The following is an 18,368-nucleotide window of genomic DNA, read 5'->3' as shown; positions in this document are numbered from 1 at the left end:
TTAGACCGTGACGCTTTCTTTTAATTCAATTTCGCAGTCTTTTTGATCCTCTTCATTTTCTTTATGAGAGTCTTCGCTGTCTTTAGACTCATCTTTCACACAAAGTTCTTTTCTCAAAATGGCATATTTCTTTTTGTTAGCTTTGATGCCTAAAGAGACTTTTCCACCTTGTATTTTAAGCACAGTAATTATGATAGGATCCTCTTCGTCACCAATGATTATTTGTTCTTCAGATTTTCTTGTTAAAACTAGCATGAGTCACCTTGTTAAATCCATTTCATATAGTCGTTTCCATAATAAGGCAAAAGTTTCAATTAAAAATCCGGGCTTAAAAATTACCTCCGCCGGGGATTAGTGAGTTTCCTTGGTCTTTTGTAATGTCGGGGTTATTAGTGGTTGGTACAACAGAGCAATCATCCTCTGTCGGCATTCGATAACAACCCGAAAGGGTAAGGAGCAAGCATAAAAAAAATATCGCTTTTGCGTATTTTAGCATATTCATCATCTAAGTTAAGGTTATAAATTTTACTTTGTGTAATCGGCCATTCTAACGATGCGAATGAATTTGAGCAAGCAGCAAATCTTTTCAAGATGAACTTGTATTATTTTTTTCAATTTTGTGCAAAAAATAATTGGCTTTTGAAGCTGTCTAAAGGTTATTTTTTATAATAGACTTCTTTCGATACTCCACTCAATTGTTAAAATAACTGTTTTTGGCATCTTTTCTCCTAAATTTTTCACGCATAGGTTATCCTATGCTTTCAAAATTTATCAAAAAATTTGCACAAAACCAACCCATTCTTCCAATTAAAGCGAGTTTTGAAAGAAGTCTAATTCATAAATTGCGAAGAGATGTCTCCGACAAATTTAGAATTTTGCACATCAATTGATTTAATAGGCTGGCCTTTTGAAAAGTTTAGTTTCTGAAGATCTACCCAAAAGATATTTGGAAGAGAAGTGGAGTTAAAATAATACGTGAGGTTTGTGACATCTGTTGCCGAAACCCATCTTGTCGTCCAACTATCTTCTGTTTGATTGGAAGAGGTGTCTTTAGCTCCATAAGGCACTTGAACAGTTCGAATAACGCTAAAAATAACCCCGATAGAATCCTCAATCGATTTAGGCTCTGTCAAGGTTTTTAGAAAGGCTGAACATCTAACGAAACGGCTTACCGAATCAATGTCGCCAGGAAGCGGAAGATCGCCTCCAAAATAGCGGTAGCGATTTAAATTTTTTAGTTGGAGTTCGTAGGGAGGTTCATTTGTCATGACTGTAAACTGCGGGCCTACATGGACTACAATTTTACCTTTCACATATTCAATAATGGCAGAATTGCCTGTTTTGTCTTCAAGACTTACATGGACAGGCCATTTTCTTCCAATAATCTCAGTTGGGACAACTTGAAACTCATTTAAGGATTGGACCGCTTCATCAACTGTTGAAAAATTATCCAAAAGATATTGAATCCAAATTCCATTGGAAATTCCCGGGCGGTCGTCTCTTTTCTCATATTCGGTATCATGCAAGTAAAGTAGGTGAGCCGAAAGACCCTTTTCATTGAGGCCTTCCGAGGCAAGCTTTCCTTCTAACCCTGTGATGACAAGAGTTCCGTATTTAGAGGTCCATTTAAGGGAATTCTGGCCGGCTTCTCCCGTCCTAGGAGTCCCTCTAGGGAAAAGGGTAAATAGGGGCTTTTCATCGAAGTATAGGTCCATCGTGCGAGCGGCTACTTTATTAATAGGATTATCCCAAAAAATCCTTGAGCAGGCGTCAAGTTTTCCTAAAAAAATTAAAGCCAAGTTTAATGAAAAAACCACTTTTGAAAGCATGATTTACCTCTAGTAGATGAAATTTTAGTAAACCAAATCAAATAATTATTACATAATGATATTTTTTTTAATTGAAAACAAACCTTAGGAATGATAAAGTAAATATTTTATTATTAATATTAATCAATTAAAGGATAATTATTATGAATAATATGGATTTTAGCTCTTATTTAAATAGAAAAGATGACGCTCTCTATGAAGGATATTTAGATCTAATAGAGCAAGCTAAAAAAGACCCTGAAGTTAGAAAAGAGCTAAATAATGGCAGAGTTTGGGTAGAATTCAGCCGCAAAATGTTTGATGAAAATGGCTCTTATACTCTTAAGTCAGATAAATATAGTGGAGGTTTGGGAGGCGGACCCACTCTTTCTTCTATGGCACAATTTTTAATGTTTAATGGTTTAGTCGAAGAAGCATTAGCCGTTCTTGATGAATCCCTAAAACATCCTGAAAAAGATCGCCTTTTAGGTCATAATATTTCATTCATGAATTTGAGTATTGAATACGCTAATAAGGAACAGGCAGAAAAAATCCAAGAATTAATGAAATCATTTGATAATCGTAGAAGAAATTTTATTTGAGTTTGAACCAAGTTTTTTTAGGCATTTCTAGAAATAGAAATGCCTTTTTTATTACATATTCTATCTTTTATCGAGTGAAAATCTTTTTTCAGAAGAGGGTTCCAAAACTTGTTCTTTGCCGGTAGCAATTAGCAAAGGGGCTCCCTGCATGGATTCAGCCACCAAATACTCATTTCCGTTATATTCTATAAGATGAAGGGATAGCTTAGGTGTTAATGCCCTCTGTTCAACCACTTTAATTTTGCTTGCTTCATTAGCGTATTGAACGCGGCTTGTCATAAATTTTTTCATAAAAAAAGAGGCGCCGATTAAAGCTGCTATCAAAAGGCCGAGAGTAAATAGCATTTGAGTAAATTCTTGATAAAACCTTGAATTGCTTGAGTCTTCTATCGGTTCATCCAGAGGAAAGTAAGGAGGTTCGGAGCTTACTTCGGTTTTCGCATCCTTCGAGTTTGGAAGAGTGCTATCTTCTCCAAAAGATCGGTTTAAGGAAACAAAAAGAGCTAAAAATATAAGGATGTATAAGTTAAGTTTCTTTGTCATATGCAGCACAAAAGTTAGATTTTTTTTTAATTATTTCAAAGCTTGTTTCACTTGTAGCAACGAGTTAATTTGTAACACAAGATGATTCTTGCGATCTCTTACAAAAATAAGATATACTTTTGTATTCTTTATGAGGATTCCCCTTGGTTTCATGGATATTTTAAATAAAATAAAAGCTCTTTTTCTAGATATTGATGGCACTATCACAAACGAAGCTCATGACTTAGACCCAAGAATCTCAACTGGCCTTGAAGCGCTTTATAAGGAAGGCTGGCAAATCGTTTTTGTTACAGGCAGATCCTACCTTTGGAGCCGAACGGTTTTGTCCGATTTAAAGATTCCCTACTACTTAGCGATAGAAAATGGTTCTTTGATTCTGGAAATGCCTCATAAAAAAGTCATAAGCAAAAACTACATAAAGAAAGAAATCTTAACCGCAATAAAAAGGAAATCTCCTGAAATATTTTCAAGATCCGCCATTTATTCAGGATTTATCAACCAAGACCTTTGCTATTTTGCTCCTCTTGAAATTGATAAGAAGCTACTGAATTATATGACAGATCGGGCCTCGCAAATAGGTGAAACCTTAGTTCCGCTTGTCGATATCACAAACCCTCCACTTGAGGAATTTGCAGCCCTGAAGGTTTTTGGACAGAAAAAGGATCTTCTTCCTTTTAAAGATCTTTTGCCGGCATTTAATTTAAAAGCTCCCATCCTTCGCGATCCCTTAAGACAGGATTTTTCTTTGATCCTTTGTACAAGCGGGGATAAGGGAAGTGTCGTCGATTTTTTTAGAGCTTATTTTGATTTGGAATTTTCCATTTCTGCGGGAGATGATCATAACGATATCCCCATGATGCAGAAAACAGACATCAGCATTGCAATGCCCCATGCAAGTGACGAAGTGCTTGAAAAAGCAAATATCATTTCAGAACCGGTTGAGAAGCAAGGGGTCTTAAAAGCGCTTCGTTTAGCCATCAATTATTTGCAAGGCTCTTATGAATGAATTAAAGCGATACCCTCTTGTCACAGTTGGTGGGCTTATTTTTGCAGAAGATGGCACTATCTTATTTGTTAAGGCGCCAAAATGGAGCGGGCTTTACACCCTGCCGGGGGGGAAAGTGGAGCTTGGAGAAACGCTTTCCGAGGCCTTCGAAAGGGAAATTTTTGAAGAGACCGCTTTAAAAGTTACGCATGTTCGTTTTGCATTAACTCAAGACTCTCTATTTAATGAAGAATACTTTCCGAAGAACCACTTTGTGATGCACGATTATTTGGCTCAACTAGCCCCAGGTTTTAAAAAAGAGGATGTCATCTTAAATGATGAAGGGGTGTCATACCGCTGGATGACTATTAACGAAGCTCGAAAAGAGAAATTAAATAAAGAAGCGTATGTGCTTTTAGACTGGTATGAGAGAAACTATCAAGTCAAGTCTCTAGTTGGATTTAACCGTTTAGAAATCGAATGCATTATAGGAAACAACAAAGAAGAAAGGACTATCCCTCAAAAAATTTATGTTTCTTTAAAAATGAATGTCGAATGCAAGGAAACAGATAACTTAGAGGATACTGTCGATTATGATGAAGCCGCTAGATTGTTTGAGAGTGCGGCGAAAGAAACTAAATATAAATTAATCGAAACGTATGCTCTTCATATGAAGAATTTGTTGATGAAAAAATACCCTCTTTTGAAGGGGGTTCAAATCAATGTGTATAAGCCTGAAGCTCTATCTCGTGCAGAGGCTGCTTTTATTGAAATCAAAGAAGGCTTTATATGAAATGGTCTTTAGTGACAGGCGGAGCAAAAAGGCTCGGAAAAGAAATTGCCTCCCACCTAGCCAAACGTAAAAATAATATCGTCATTCATTACCGTAGAAGCGAAAAAGAAGCTCAAGATCTTGCACATCATTTGATGAGCCTCTATGGCATTCATGCGGAAACTATCCAGGGTGATTTTACTAATCGAGAAATGACTGAAGATTTTATTAATAGGTATCTCAATCGTTTTCAAGAGACTCAAAATTTAATAAATAATGTAGGCAACTATCTTATCCGATCTTGCCAAGAAACTTGCAATACTGAATGGGAAGATCTTTTTAATACAAATTTTCTGGCGCCCCTATTTATCTGTAATGGGCTTTTGCCTTCCCTTAAAAAAAATAAGGGATCGATCATCAATCTTGGTGTCAGTGGTTTACAGGCTTTTAAAGCTGAAAGTAAAACATCTGCTTATACCTTATCTAAGATTGCGCTTTTAGCTTACACAAAATCTTTAGCTAAGGATCTTGCCAAAGATCAGGTACGGGTTAATATGGTATCTCCAGGCTACTTGGAAAATGCTGTGGATCTGCCCGACGATATCAAACGAATTCCCATGCAAAGGGCCGCCAAAATGGAGGAAGTTTGCGATGTTATCGATTTTCTTTTAAGCGAACAATCCCGCTACATTACCGGGCAAAATATCGAAGTCGCCGGCGGCTTGAATTTATAAATTGTGTTAATTAAAATGGATGAAAGGGACTTTCTTAATGCAGTAACGGAAAATTTTAAAGATTACACTCATCCCCAAAGCCATTTTTTGCATTTGGATGCCAATAGAATTTCACCCTATGAGAATTTGCTTTACGTCCTTTTTCTTGTTAAAAAAGGCGAAAGAGAAAAAGCGCTTCTTCTTTTAAATCAAATTTTAAAAGAGCAAGAGACAGAAGGCGAGGAAAAAGGAAACTTTCCTATAGCCTTATTTGAAGAGAAAAAACGCTTTGATAGAAACTTATGCCTTCAAATTCTTCCGGTTTTAGTGGATCTTTCTAAAAAGATAGAAGAACCTTCTTTAGAAAAAGCTATTCAAAGCCTTTTAGCTTATGCCAAAACCAACATTAACGAAAAAGCGTCTCCTAAAATAGCCCTTAAATTGGCTCTTATTGAGAACCGACTCCAAGATACTGAGCTTAATAAAATTGCCCTTTATGATACTGAATTTTTAGGGGAATTGCTATCCGCTTCGTTTTTTATGGAGCATCAAAAGGAAAAGCTTGCGAGCCTTTCTTCTTCTTTTTGGGATAAAGATTTTCAAGTTTTTATCGGACCTTCCTTCATGGAAAACAGCGTTCAAACTCTCGACAAACCTAATTTTTTTTACTTTTTTAACTCAAGAGATGGAGAAGCGATTCTTAAAAGCGCAAGTTTGGTTGATCAACTTCTTTCTGCCATTCTATTTTCAAGTTTAGATTGCAAGACCCTCCCAATCCCTTCTTTCAATCAAGCCAAAGTCATAAAAGAAGATGATTTTTTAGCCATTTGGTATATTGAAGAGAAGCCGCAAGAAAGCCTTTGGAAAAAAGCGCACCCTTTAAAGATCATCTTTAATAAAAATCTGAAAAGTTCTCTTGTTTTACAAGGTCGGGGACTTAAGATTTTAAACTTCGAGAAAATAGGTAAAAAATTAAAATTCCTTGTTCACCTAAGCCCATTATTTATTTCAGAAATTCCATCATCGCCGGAAGAGCTTTTTTCTATTTTTTTAAGCAGAAACAACTCGAGATTGAAAGCCCCTTCCGGAACCATTTTTGAATTAAATAAACCTCTTCTTTTTCCCGAATCAAACCTTGCCTTAAAGCTTGAGCTTAATGAAAAAGCGGTAGGCCACATTCAAACGGGAAAACGTTTTTCTGAAATTACAGAAGAGAGAGGGGATTGGCAAATTTTCTTTAGGCCTATAGCTGAATTTAGCAAAAACGAATTACTTTTAACAATAAATTATCAGACGTAGGGTAAGTCCATGACAACCTTCAAAAGATCTTTTTTTCTTGTTTCACTTTTAGTAATTCTACTGAAATTATCGCTATTCACAGTAGAGGAAAAAGCACTTCCCTTTGTAATTATCCTTGTAGATGCGCCCTATTTTGATTACAAAGATGGAAATTCCTTTTTTGAAAGCTTAAAAAAAAGAGCTAAAAATACCGAGGCCACTTTTGGTCACGCTTGGGTGCTTTTAAAAGGAACGCTTAAAGGAAAACCCTTATTTTTTGAGTGCGGATTTAGCGGAGAGAGAGGAGATATTGGCTACTTCAAGGGGATGGATCAATTATTCAGAAAAAAAGATCCAAACCCTGTTAGATATTTACAAACTCCCCTAAAAGATGGTTTTTTAGAGCAAGGCGCAGGCAAACATACTCCAACAATGGCTGCTAAAATTAATCTGACAGATGATCAGTTTGAGGCTATCTTTAATTTTATCGGGTCCTACTCCTACCCGACTTATGATTTATCCTCTAAACAATGCGTAACCTTTATAGCAGATATTTTGGGCGTGATTGACCTGACAGTGGATACTTGGACTCGAATCTCAATCCCGGAATGGCTTACGATAGAAGGGCAAAATTATAGGATGTGGAGTGATAAAAGATTTTCAAGCTTTTGCTTTCACTCGCCGGACGCTTTAGAATATGAGCTTTCCCGTCTTATTAAAGAGGGAAAAGCTCAAGAGGCTTATGAAGACTATTTTACACTGAAGCAGGCTTATAATTCTCAAGTCCAGTTTGAACCGCCCCCATTACATGCAACCCGTTGTCAACAAATAAAGTTACGCCGGTGATCGCAGAAGCAAGAGGGGAGCAAAGGAATAAAGCGCTCCTACCCACATCTTCGCCATATAGCTCTCTTTGTAAAGGAGCATTGGCTTCAGCGTATTCAATCATCGTCTCAATAAAACCAATTGCTTTAGCGGCCCTGCTTTTAAAGGGTCCGGCAGAGATTGTGTTAACTCGAACACCCCATTTTCTTCCGGCTTCATAGGCAAGGATTTTTGTGTCGCTCTCAAGCGCGGCTTTTGCAGAGCTCATACCGCCCCCATAACCCGGGATGACTTTATCGGCAGCAATATAGGTTAAAGACAAAGCGGCGCCATCTTTTCCCATTATAGGACCAAAATGTTTTAAAAGACTGACAAAAGAATAGGCTGATGAGCTGACAGCTGTCAAATAGCCGTTTCTTGATGTTTCAAGAAGCGGTTTTGTCACTTCCGGGCCATTTGCGATAGCGTGAACTAATATGTCTATGGAACCAAAATCTTTTTTTACAAGTTCCACAACTTCTTTAATCGCGTAGTTATCATATCCTTGATAGCGTTTATTCGATTTTACCTCTTCGGGAACCTCTTCCATACTGTCATAAGCCACATCGAGGGGATAGATTTTTGTGAATTCCAAAACAAAGCCGCTCTTTAATTTTCTAGATTCATCAAATTTGCCTCGATCTAAACTCATTTGAAAGATATTCATTAAAGGCGTCCAGGTCCCGACAATAATCTCGCAGCCGGCTTCGGCAAGAGCTTTCGCAATAGCAAACCCATATCCTTGATCGTCTGCAACGCCAGCTATAAAAGCTCTCTTACCTTTTAAATTGAAATCCATGGAAAATCTCCTTTTTAATGCCTATTTAGAATAGGATTGATATCAAAAAGGAAATTATAAAAAATCTCTTTGATTTAAATAAAGCTTCTTTATTAGTGGAAAATAAAAAATTTATTTTTCTAAATAGATAAAGATTTTTTAAATTTTTTTAGTTTTAGCAACAAGATTTCTCATCTTATCGGCAAGATTTGTCAGCATCTCAATGGCCTGGCTGAATTGATGAATAGCCAAAGAAGTTTTTCCGGCAGTTTCCGATAGAAGTTCCATAGAGTTATTAATTTGAAGGGCCCCTTCTGAAAGACCCTGCATCTTTTGATTCACATTTTCAAAACCCAAAGCTTGTTCACCTACTTGCTCAATAATGGTGCTTAGTTTTTCACTCACCTGGGATACTTGATTCACTCCGCTTCTAATTTCTTCAGTGAACTTATCCACGCCAATGACCCCTTCTGTCACGGCATTAATCATTTCGCTGATCATTTTTTCAATGTCTAAAGTCGCATTGGCTGTTTGGTCGGCAAGCCTTCTGATTTCTTTGGCAATAACTGAAAAACTTTTTCCATGCTCTCCTGCTTTTTCAGCTTCAATGGCTGCATTTAAAGAAAGCAGGTTAGTTTGATCCGCAACTTTCGTAATCGTTGTAATGACACTTGTAATAGAAGAGGTCTTTTCGTTTAAGACCGCAAGTTTTGCTGTGATATTTTCTGTTCCCTGTACCATTTGTCTCATTGTCTGTTCCATTTTGGCAAGGTCTTTTGCCCCAAGAGAGGCAAGCATTGAGGTTTCCTCAGCCGCCTTACTAATATCATTAGTTGTTTTGGCAAATTGTTGAGTTGTAAGGGATATGTCTATCGCTGTCTGTAAAATTTCCTGAATAGTTTTTTCTTGCTGGCTGACGGACTCTTTTTGATAGTCGGCAGCTTCAGATAATTGAGAAGTAGAAGTAGAAAGATCAACGCCTGCTTTTTCTAAATCTTCGGTCATACTGTCAAAACGAACCGCTAATTCATTTAAAAGGATGGTAAATTTTTGCAGGGCCTTATCATTCGCTTCAGGGGCTCTTGCATTCAGGTTGCCTTCGCAATATTGTCTGACGCTTTCATAAACACCGTTTGTATATCGATTGAGATCTTTAGCTACGATAAACCCTATTAAAAGGGCTGCAAGAAGAGTTCCAAGTATTGTCAATAGAAGGCGATAAAAGAATCGATAAAGGGAATCATATCTATTTTGCAATAATCGATCGGTATGTTGAGAAAGGGCATCAACCAATAAAAAACTCTTATTTAAAGCTTTTATTCCAAATAAGTTGCTTTCAGAAAAAGGAAACAGCCCTTTTTCAGTTTCATTTTCCCGTCTTCTCTCTAGCGCATATTGAAATTGATCGATCAACTGAACAAATGATTTTCCGTTTTCCACATAAGAGTTGAGAGGTGTCACTAAATTGGAATTGATATTTTCATTATTGTGTTCGCTTTTTTCGGTATAAATGACTTTGTTAAGTGCTTGCTGCAAACGATCTAAATTATTTCTATAAACCGTCGTTAAGAAAGTCAAACGGTGCTGGTCGTCATAATTGGATTTATTTTCTAAAGTTATTCGATGAAGAAGGGTTAGGATTTGAGCGATCGTATCCTGAGCTTCCGGCAAAGTTTCAAGAAGGCTTTGAGTGAGATAGTGGGTTTTTAATTCGGAGTCGAAATTTAATTTTGAGGTATCGCCCACTGTTTTAAGCAGAGATTGCAACCCATCGATCAAAGTAATATGAAAAGCATCGCTAATATCGGGAGAGGTTTCAAAAGCTTCGGTTGAAAAATCTTCCCATTGTTTTAAAAGTTGTTTGGGAGCGGTTTCCTGCTCTTCCCTCAGTTCAAAATCTTTATCTTCGAGAGAAAGATCTTTTTGCAAAAGATGCGTCAGTTCCACAAGTTCGGCAATGTTTCTTGATATGACATCCTGAAGTTCAATTATTTCTTGTTTGATAGACTCATCGCCTTCCAAATACCTGTGAGATAAAATTTTATGTTTTACAATGCCTTCAAAAGCTTCACGGATAGATTTTTGCAAAGAGAGACCTTGCATCTCCTTTTTTAGGGTAAACATTTCTTCTTTTTGGGCCTTTAGCAAAAGAAAACTAGTTAATAGCGTTGCAAAAGCCACTAATGAAAGAATGATTCCAATTTTTTGGGTATATGTGAATAAAGAAAGCATTCTTTGAATGAAGGAAGGTTTTTTCTTACTGAAACCCTCATCTTTTTCATAAGTAATTTTTTGGGACATCATTTTCGTTGATTGTTGTTATAAGGCTTAAATGAAATAACCCTATTAGAAATCCGGCTAAGCTAAAGTGATATATAGAGGAACCCTTATATCTAGTGCAATTTAATATTGGACTTCTTTCTAAATAACGCTTTGATTGGAAAAATGAGCTAGGAAAAAAAAATTTAAAAACTCTATTATCATTTTGAATCAATAAATCCTTAAGCGCCCGTTATGAATTTCATAAAAAAATATAAATTACGAATATTCTTTCTTTTGCTTTTCTTAGGAGCTTTTCTTGGAAGAAGTTATTACTGGCTAACAGATGGCTTTACCAATTCAAATATTTTATCGGCCTACCCAAGCGATGCAAGGTGGGAGCCAACTAGAATTCACGAAGGGGATTTTGAGATTGCGAACGCTATTTTAGATCAGGAATTTTCCTACTTTTCCAAAGGGTGCCAATCCTATGTCTTTATAAGCCAGGATAAAAACTATGTGCTTAAATTTTTTAAAAACCAAAGGTATCAAACCAAGCCTTGGGTCAAGTTATTTTCATTTATTCCAAAAGTAAACCAATATCGATTAAGTCGAAGCGCTCATAAAGATCGTAAACGGGAATCTCTTTTTGAAAGCATTCGAATTGCCTACGACAATCTTCAAAAGGAAACGGGACTTGTTTTTATCCATCTGAACAAAAAAAGGGAATTTGCGAAGAAGGTTTCTCTTATCGATAAGATAGGTCAAAAAATGGAGATTCCGATAGATGAGTATGAATTTTTTATCCAGAAAAAAGCTTTGATGTTGACCGATGTAATTGAAGAGCAAATCAAGGGTTTTAAATGGGAAGAGAGTAAGCTTCTTCTCAAGAATCTCTTAACCTTGCTTCTAAAAGAACATGAGAAAGGCATCTCTGATGAAGACCCGGCGCTTATGCAAAATACCGGGGTTTATCAAGGCGAGCCTATCCACGTTGATGTCGGTCAGTTTGTCCTCAATGAAAAATACAAAAAAGAAAAGGTTTCCAAACAAGCCCTTTTCGAAAAATTTTACAAGTTTCGCCATTGGCTAGTGGATAAAAATAAGGACCTTGCCAATTATTTCGACGGCCTCTTGGATGAAGAATTCGGCGCTTCTTTTTTCGATCAAGTGTCTAAATATGAATAATTTATTACTCTTTTGAAATATGACTTCTTAACATCCAGGCATTCTTTTCATGAAGCTTCAGTCTTTGGATGTAAATGTCAGCGGTTCCCTCATCCCCATCTTCTTGAGCTTTAGGGATCCATTCGGCAAGCATATTGGCAATATCTTCATTATCTTCGGCAAGTGTGTTAAGCATCTGATTTTCAGAGAGTTGTTCTTTTGATTCTTTAATTTCAGAGAGCTGAAGGAATTCATGCATAGTGCCGGGAGCGACTCCTTTTAAGGCTCTTATTCTCTCGGCTATTTCATCAACCGCTTCAGCAAGTTCAAGGTATTGCTTTTCAAAAAGCTCATGGAGTGTAAAGAATCTAGGACCCGTCACATTCCAATGGAAGTTTTGGGTTTTTACATAAAGAACATAGGTGGTCGCAAGAAAAGTTGATAATTGAGACACTTGTCTTTGCACTTTTTCACGCATTAAACCTGTACTCATAAAGCTACCCTTTGTTAACTCACTTTTTTTCATTATAAAAAACTATTTTAAATAGTCAATGCGGGAAGAGTTTATCCTTGTTTTCGGGCCTGAACGTTTTTAATCGTCTGAGACTTCAAGCTTGTTATTTAATGTCACAATGGAGGGGATTAGATTAATTTTTTGAGAGATTTTATTTTTTTCAACTTCTGTCGGGACTTTACCTCGAAGCGTGACCACGCCATCTTCTGTTATAACAGTGATATTTCTTGCGATAAACGAAAGCGTCTTGTCGTTCATTAGATGTTTTCGAATATTTTGAGTGATTTGCCTATCTTTATCTTCTTCAAGAGATTGAACTATTCCGTGAGACAAGAAGTTTCTCTTGGGGCTTTTTTTTGAAGGGTTCTCCGGTTGATTCTGAACTCCATGATTTAGAGGAGGTTTACGAGGTTTTTCTTTTGTTTCGCATGAAAATAAACTTAGAACAAAAAGATAAATCACGAAGTGCTTTTTCATAAGACGCTCTATCTTAATCTTTGTCAGTAAAACCACTTGCTATAGCTCAACAAAGCGGGCATGGATACTTAATAGAAATAACAGAAATTTAAGTAAAATAAATTTTTTAAAAAACACGACCGTTCTTTGCTTCTAAAATAAAAGGAGTTTGTTTTATAGTTTTCAATTTAAAAAAGGCTTTTATTTATGGCAGTCGAGTTTTCTAGTTTAGAAGAACTAATAGATCAATTTGATGGCATACTTTTAGATGCCTATGGTGTTTTTTGGAATGGAAATAGTTTAGGTCTAATGCCTAATGCGGAAAAGGTCTTTAATAGGCTTATGATGGCCAATAAGCATGTCGGCATTCTCTCCAACTCCAGCCAGCTTGCTGAAAAAGAAAAAAGCAAACTTGAAAAATGGGGGATTTTTGCGTCAAAACATTACCATTTTTATCTTACGTCAGGGGAAATTGGAAAAAAAGCGCTTCTTGACTTAAAGCTTCCCTTTCCGATTGTCCGTAAGAAATTCTTCCCTCTTTTTAAACCGCATCCCCAGTTTTCGAGTTACTATGATCTTTTTAAAGAAACGTCTTTTACGGAGACTTTTGATCCAAGTGAAGCCGATTTTATTTATCTGAATATCCCTCATATCGAAGGAAAAGACCAAACAGAAACGGTTTCTTTTCAAGAAGAAATAGATCGAATCCTTCCTTTAAAATTGCCCATGATCTGTTTTAATCCTGATAAAGTCGCTTTTGAAGGCAACCCTTTAAATGCAGTCATTCGGCAAGGGGCTATAGGTTCTTTATATGAAAAAAGAGGTGGAGAGGTGCATTATACCGGCAAACCCTATCCTCAAGCTTTTCAAATCGCTATCGATCAATTTGAAAAAGTTGGAATTAGAAGAGAGAAAATTGTCATGATTGGCGATAACCCTGAAACGGATATTCGAGGAGCAAACCACGTTAACCTAGCTTCAGCTCTTATTACAGAGACAGGGGTAATGAGCTTTCACTTAAAAGAAAAAGGAAGTTCAGCGTTCGATATGATTGATAAAAGCGATACTCCAAAATTCTATCTTAAATCCTTTACCTTATAAAGAAATATGGAATTTACTCTTCACCAAAACCTCTTTTCAAAAGCTTTTGTGCTAGACTTGCCTTTTTGCCGGGTCTTACTTGAAGACAATTGCCATTATCCTTGGCTAATTTTAGTGCCAAGAAGGAATAACCTTCGTCTTTTACTAGATCTAACCCCAAGCGAAGAAAAATGCTTTAACCAAGAACTAAAATGGGCTCAAACCACTTTACTCAATGAGTTTAAAGCAGATCATATTAATGTGGGAGCCATAGGAAATAAAACGCCGCAACTTCATATTCATGTTATCGGGCGCTTTTTAAAAGACCCCGCTTGGCCAAACACCGTATGGGATCACAAAGTTAAGGACCTTTACACCCAAGATGCTAAAGAAACCGTCATCCTTAAAATTAAAAACCGCTTAAATCACCTCATGCAAGACAAAGTTTGCTAAATCAATAGTTTTATTAAATTCGTTTTCAAATTCTTCGACAGCCAAAAATTTTCTGAAAGTTGAAATTGAAGAAAATTCCCCGAGGGACCTCGGGGAGGAAATTTTAGCGGCAGCTTCGTCCGAAGTGGAAGGTTAATCCGGCATCGCAGTCTCTTAAGCTGACTTCATTGCTGGAACGATAAAAAGGTCTTCCGGTAAATCGCTCGCCGACAGGAATTGCAGTGATGTTAGCTGAAGATAAGGTTGAAAGGGGTATTTCTTGGCCAACACGACTTCCCGGGATAACTTTTCCTTGGAAAGTTGTAACTGAGCTATCACAGTAAAGTTCTTTCACATTTCCTTTTCTTAAGGACTGCATGGATGAATCCCTTCTTGAAGCTTTGGGAAGCGGCTTTGAAAGAATCTGCTGCTCTAAAGGGTGAAGGCTATAAGCTGTATCCACAGCACCAAAAATTAGAAACAGTGAAAAAAGAATATTTTTTCTAGACATAGCGCCTCCTTTGGTAAGGTTTTAAGTCTTGTCTTGAAAGACAGTTTTAATGGTTCTAATGTCCATAGAGCCATTTTTTCCGAAAACCTACTTTTTGTGAACATAAAAATTCGTTTAACGCTTTTTTTTGAATTTTCGATTTATCTTAAAACTCTTTTGATTTTCTTGCTTGATTTCAACGCTTTAGATTAATAAAGTACGCTTTCTATAAAAATCTCATGGCACCTATTCGAAATAAACCTTATCCGGCTTTTGACATGATTGAAGCTTTCTTAAATAACGGATCCTTATTGCAATTTGATAAAAAAAGGCTGCTTATAGGATGGGGCGAAAAAATTTTTAGAGACAATCCCTCCTATTCGAGCGAAAAGCCCACCTTTTATTTTCCCGACTTCTTTTTGGAAGATGAAACAAAAGCGACTTTTAATCATGAGTTTAACTCGCTCATCGAAGTGGATGAATTAACCGAAAGCTTAAACGTTGGCTCCGAAAGCTATGATTATAAATGGGAAACAGAAGGTGAGTTATTATTTAAGGAAACTGTAGATAAACATAACGAGTGCTTTCAGACGAACCGGCTAAAAAAAGTAGTTCCTTATGTATTTGAAGCGGCGAAATGGCAGCTTAAAAAAGAACGCATAGGTCAGTGGATTAGAAGTTTAATTAAAGAATCAAAGCCTTTCCCTTTATCTCTTTACGGCACTTGGGATGAGCATTTTGGCTTGCTCGGAGCAACCCCTGAGATTTTATTTAATTTGGATGAGGACAAAAAAGAACTAAAAACAATAGCTCTTGCCGGAACCTTAGAATCGACAATTAATGAAAAGGTCTTGATAGATCAAAAAACTTTTCAAGAACATCAATTTGTTATTGAAGGGATTAGAGAAGATTTATCTCCTTTCGGTAAGGTAGAGATCGGTGAGAGAGAGCAAGCTGACTTTGGAAATTTATTGCATTTTTTTACACCTATCATTCTAAAATGGAATACTTTTCCTTCTTTTTTTGAAATGATAAGGGCGCTTCATCCAACACCTGCCCTTGGTGCTTATCCGAAATTTGAAGGGTTTCAATGGCTAAAGAAATATAACGAGGCCTTGCCTCGTTACCGGTTTGGCGCTCCGGCAGGCTTTAGTTTCCCTGCTATGAATAAGTACTGCTGCTATGTGGCAATTAGAGGCATGCAGTGGGATGATAAAGAAGTCCGAATAGGGGCTGGTTGTGGTATTGTCAAAGGCAGCAAACGAGATGAAGAATGGAAAGAGATCAAATTAAAAATGTCGATGATAAAAAAACTATTTCAGATTCCAATCAAACCTTAGCTTATGAAGTGGTTAAGGCCCTTGCAAAATTAGGCGTAAGGGATTGGTGCCTTTCTCCCGGCATAAGGAACACTGCCTTAATAGATTGTGTAATGACATCGTCTGAAATTGAGAAGCATCTTTTCTTTGATGATAGAGCCGCTTCTTTTTTTGCACTAGGCAGAGCTCGATTAAAAAAAAGGCCGGTTGCTGTCTGCGTAACTTCAGGCACAGCAGTTGGAGAGCTTTTACCGGCTGCCATGGAAGCTTATTACACTGAAACTCCTTTAATATTTGTCACAGCAGACAGGCCAAAAAGGTATCGATTCACAGGAGCTCCCCAAACGGCCAATCAAGAAAATTTATTTGGGGTTTACACCTCTCACTTTGAGGATATTGAATCCGGCACCCCTATTCGAATTTTTAACTGGTCGATGCAAAAGCCTGCCCATCTTAATATTTGTTTAGAAGAATCCTATCATCATGATTATAGCCGTTTTCCAGAAATTGATTTATTCCTCTCAAGAGAGGTTGCTTATCAACCTATTCAAGCGAAAGAACCGGGCGTTCTCATAGAGTTGTTTGAAAAGGCTAATAATCCGCTTGTTGTCGTCGGTACGCTTCTTGAAGAAGAGGTGAGCATCGTACGGGAGACTCTTATTAAATGGGATCTTCCCGTCATTTTGGAAAGTAATTCCTGTCTTCGTAACGATCCGTCTTTAGATCACTTATCAATAAAGCCTTATAACAACCTTCTTAAAATGTGCCGGGACGCTGGCTATCCGATTGATGCCATTATTAGAATAGGAGGTATCCCAACGGTTCGGCTTTGGCGGGATCTTGAAGATTTACAAGACAGCATCGAAGTGGTTTCAATTAGCAGGCTTCCTTTTTCAGGTCTTCCAAATGGAAAACTAATTCATGGAGATCTAAACTTTTTCTTTAGAAGCATTGGCAACCAAATTCCAAACCCGGGACATGGGAATTTTGAAAAACTCCTTTCAAATGCCCGGAATAAAGAACAATTTGTTTTGAGGAGCTTTGAAAAATACCCGAATTCCGAGCCGGCGCTTGTTTATAAGCTTTCTTTAATAATTGCTAAAGAAGCCTCCGTTTATTTGGGCAATAGCATGCCCATACGTGAATGGGATTTGTTTGCTTCAAATAACGCCCCTTATAAAAAGATAAGGTCTTCAAAAGGCTTAAATGGCATCGACGGCCAGGTTTCAACTTTTCTTGGCCTAACTTTAGATGAACCGGGCGAGCATTGGGGGGTAGTTGGCGATCTTACAGCTCTTTATGACCTTTCAGCCCCTTGGATTGCCAATAAAAAATCCTCCTATAAATTAGTCATCATCAATAATAACGGGGGGCAAATTTTTGCCCGTAAGAAATTAAATCAATACATTATCAATCCGCACCCTTTTTCTTTTAAAGCTTGGGCGGATCTTTACTATTTCCCTTATGAAAAATGGGAAGATATTCCAAGGGAGAGTCTTCCGACTGAAGGGCTATCCATCATTGAAATGGTGCCTAAACTTTCTCAAACAAATGCTTTTTGGGAGGAGTTTGAAAGCTATGATTAAACTATCTGCTTTGCATGGATTTTTAGGAACCGGGCAAGATTGGGACTTTTTAGAAGGTCGTTTAAAAAATGTTTCTTTAGAAAAAGAAGATTTATTCTCAAAAAAGCAACATTCTTATGGCGAAACTCTTTGGGAATTCGGTGATGCGTTTAGCAGAAAAGCTGCTTTAAGTGACTCTAAAACTCCCGTTTTAATGGGGTATTCTCTAGGCGGAAGACTTGCTTTACATGCCCTTTTAAAAAAGCCTGATTATTGGAAAGCCGCTATTATCATATCCGCTCATACGGGTTTAAAAGATGAAAAGCTTAAAGCTTTAAGAAAAGAATCAGATGCGTCTTTTAATCAACTTCTTCAAAACGAGCCTTGGGATGTTTTTATGTCCAAATGGAATTCGCAAGAAGTTTTTAAAAACACGCCTATTTTACATCGGGAAGAAAGCCATTTTGATAAAAAATTGCTTGGAAAAGGCTTTTTAGAATGGTCGATATCTAGACAAGAGGACTTAAAAAGCCGCATAGAGTCTTTAAATTTACCTATTTTTTGGATTACCGGAGAAAAAGATGCCAAGTTTAGCGATCTTGCAAAAAGCCTAAACTTTAAACATCCGGATTCAATACTTTGGATTGCAGAACAATCCGGTCATCGTGTACCTTGGCAGATTCAGCCTGAATTTATAAGTAAAATCAATCAGTTTCTTGATGTAATTCGATAACCGTAGGAAA

The 18,368-nt window shown here is 37.1% G+C and carries 20 protein-coding genes; 12 read left to right on the top strand and 8 right to left on the bottom strand.

Annotation, left to right across the window (positions count from 1 at the left end):
- Complete coding sequence (locus tag CSEC_RS04420; RefSeq protein ID WP_041017138.1) at positions 1-255, bottom strand: carbon storage regulator; 255 nt, start codon at positions 253-255, stop codon at positions 1-3.
- A gap of 575 nt (positions 256-830) precedes the next feature.
- Positions 831-1,829: a linear amide C-N hydrolase gene (locus CSEC_RS04415; protein WP_053331770.1), complete on the bottom strand. Its 999-nt coding sequence runs from the start codon at positions 1,827-1,829 to the stop codon at positions 831-833.
- 143 nt (positions 1,830-1,972) lie between these two features.
- Here CSEC_RS04415 and CSEC_RS04410 point away from each other — a divergent pair, with 143 nt between their 5' ends.
- A complete protein-coding gene (locus tag CSEC_RS04410) occupies positions 1,973-2,410 on the top strand; it encodes a hypothetical protein (protein WP_041017137.1) in 438 nt (145 codons plus the stop codon).
- A 60-nt stretch (positions 2,411-2,470) separates the two neighbouring features.
- Here the strand turns inward: CSEC_RS04410 and CSEC_RS04405 are convergent, their stop codons facing one another.
- Positions 2,471-2,953, bottom strand: a complete 483-nt coding sequence (locus tag CSEC_RS04405) for a flagellar biosynthetic protein FliO (RefSeq protein ID WP_041017136.1) — start codon at positions 2,951-2,953, stop codon at positions 2,471-2,473.
- Between the two features lie 151 nt (positions 2,954-3,104).
- Between CSEC_RS04405 and CSEC_RS04400 the strand changes: the two genes are divergently transcribed.
- From CSEC_RS04400 to CSEC_RS04380, 5 genes are read left to right on the top strand one after another with little or no spacing between them, the layout of a single operon-like run.
- On the top strand, positions 3,105-3,959 hold the full coding sequence (locus CSEC_RS04400; protein ID WP_161780956.1) for an HAD-IIB family hydrolase: 855 nt from the start codon (positions 3,105-3,107) through the stop codon (positions 3,957-3,959).
- On the top strand, positions 3,952-4,731 hold the full coding sequence (locus tag CSEC_RS04395) for a dihydroneopterin aldolase (RefSeq protein ID WP_041017134.1): 780 nt from the start codon (positions 3,952-3,954) through the stop codon (positions 4,729-4,731). Before CSEC_RS04400 ends, CSEC_RS04395 begins: the two co-directional genes overlap by 8 nt.
- Positions 4,728-5,444 carry an SDR family oxidoreductase gene (locus tag CSEC_RS04390; protein WP_041017133.1) on the top strand — a complete coding sequence of 239 codons (717 nt, stop codon included), beginning with the start codon at positions 4,728-4,730 and terminating at the stop codon, positions 5,442-5,444. Before CSEC_RS04395 ends, CSEC_RS04390 begins: the two co-directional genes overlap by 4 nt.
- 15 nt (positions 5,445-5,459) lie before the next feature.
- On the top strand, positions 5,460-6,722 hold the full coding sequence (locus CSEC_RS04385) for a hypothetical protein (RefSeq protein ID WP_041017132.1): 1,263 nt from the start codon (positions 5,460-5,462) through the stop codon (positions 6,720-6,722).
- A 9-nt stretch (positions 6,723-6,731) separates the two neighbouring features.
- Entirely contained in the window at positions 6,732-7,547 is an 816-nt protein-coding gene (locus tag CSEC_RS04380) for a hypothetical protein (protein ID WP_041017131.1), read from the top strand.
- Here the strand turns inward: CSEC_RS04380 and CSEC_RS04375 are convergent.
- Both CSEC_RS04375 and CSEC_RS12600 read right to left on the bottom strand, forming a co-directional pair.
- Positions 7,456-8,364, bottom strand: a complete 909-nt coding sequence (locus CSEC_RS04375; RefSeq protein WP_041017130.1) for an enoyl-[acyl-carrier-protein] reductase — start codon at positions 8,362-8,364, stop codon at positions 7,456-7,458. The two genes, CSEC_RS04380 and CSEC_RS04375, sit on opposite strands and share 92 nt — an antisense overlap.
- Positions 8,365-8,502: 138 nt before the next feature.
- Positions 8,503-10,644: a methyl-accepting chemotaxis protein gene (locus CSEC_RS12600; RefSeq protein WP_053331769.1), complete on the bottom strand. Its 2,142-nt coding sequence runs from the start codon at positions 10,642-10,644 to the stop codon at positions 8,503-8,505.
- Positions 10,645-10,857: 213 nt separating this feature from the next.
- On the opposite strand from CSEC_RS12600, the gene CSEC_RS04360 reads away from it, so the two are divergent.
- Complete coding sequence (locus tag CSEC_RS04360) at positions 10,858-11,790, top strand: hypothetical protein (protein ID WP_053331768.1); 933 nt, start codon at positions 10,858-10,860, stop codon at positions 11,788-11,790.
- Between the two features lie 4 nt (positions 11,791-11,794).
- On the opposite strand, the gene CSEC_RS04355 is transcribed toward CSEC_RS04360, so the two are convergent.
- Positions 11,795-12,262 (bottom strand): Dps family protein, encoded by a 468-nt coding sequence (locus CSEC_RS04355; protein WP_041017128.1) that lies wholly within the window; start codon positions 12,260-12,262, stop codon positions 11,795-11,797.
- A gap of 99 nt (positions 12,263-12,361) precedes the next feature.
- Positions 12,362-12,760, bottom strand: coding sequence for a BON domain-containing protein (locus CSEC_RS12595; protein ID WP_053331767.1), 399 nt, complete (start codon positions 12,758-12,760; stop codon positions 12,362-12,364).
- Positions 12,761-12,946: 186 nt separating this feature from the next.
- On the opposite strand from CSEC_RS12595, the gene CSEC_RS04345 reads away from it, so the two are divergent.
- Together CSEC_RS04345 and CSEC_RS04340 are read left to right on the top strand one after the other, a co-directional pair.
- Positions 12,947-13,840 carry a TIGR01459 family HAD-type hydrolase gene (locus CSEC_RS04345; protein WP_041017127.1) on the top strand — a complete coding sequence of 298 codons (894 nt, stop codon included), beginning with the start codon at positions 12,947-12,949 and terminating at the stop codon, positions 13,838-13,840.
- Between the two features lie 6 nt (positions 13,841-13,846).
- Positions 13,847-14,272, top strand: a complete 426-nt coding sequence (locus tag CSEC_RS04340; RefSeq protein ID WP_053331766.1) for an HIT domain-containing protein — start codon at positions 13,847-13,849, stop codon at positions 14,270-14,272.
- Positions 14,273-14,375: 103 nt separating this feature from the next.
- On the opposite strand, the gene CSEC_RS04335 is transcribed toward CSEC_RS04340, so the two are convergent.
- Positions 14,376-14,762: a hypothetical protein gene (locus CSEC_RS04335; protein ID WP_041017126.1), complete on the bottom strand. Its 387-nt coding sequence runs from the start codon at positions 14,760-14,762 to the stop codon at positions 14,376-14,378.
- A gap of 218 nt (positions 14,763-14,980) precedes the next feature.
- Between CSEC_RS04335 and CSEC_RS04330 the strand changes: the two genes are divergently transcribed.
- Genes CSEC_RS04330 through CSEC_RS04320 form a run of 3 tightly spaced genes read left to right on the top strand, consistent with a single transcriptional unit; the run spans position 14,981 to position 18,358 of the window.
- Positions 14,981-16,081 carry a chorismate-binding protein gene (locus tag CSEC_RS04330; RefSeq protein ID WP_041017125.1) on the top strand — a complete coding sequence of 367 codons (1,101 nt, stop codon included), beginning with the start codon at positions 14,981-14,983 and terminating at the stop codon, positions 16,079-16,081.
- On the top strand, positions 16,015-17,646 hold the full coding sequence (gene menD / locus CSEC_RS04325) for a 2-succinyl-5-enolpyruvyl-6-hydroxy-3-cyclohexene-1-carboxylic-acid synthase (protein WP_041017124.1): 1,632 nt from the start codon (positions 16,015-16,017) through the stop codon (positions 17,644-17,646). The genes CSEC_RS04330 and menD overlap by 67 nt, the downstream gene beginning before the upstream one ends.
- Entirely contained in the window at positions 17,639-18,358 is a 720-nt protein-coding gene (locus tag CSEC_RS04320; protein ID WP_041017123.1) for an alpha/beta hydrolase-fold protein, read from the top strand. Before menD ends, CSEC_RS04320 begins: the two co-directional genes overlap by 8 nt.
- The last annotated feature ends 10 nt before the right edge of the window (positions 18,359-18,368 follow it).

The sequence above is a fragment of the Criblamydia sequanensis CRIB-18 genome, from assembly GCF_000750955.1.
GTDB lineage: Bacteria > Chlamydiota > Chlamydiia > Chlamydiales > Criblamydiaceae > Criblamydia > Criblamydia sequanensis.
This window is presented reverse-complemented; position numbering and strand designations above follow the sequence as displayed.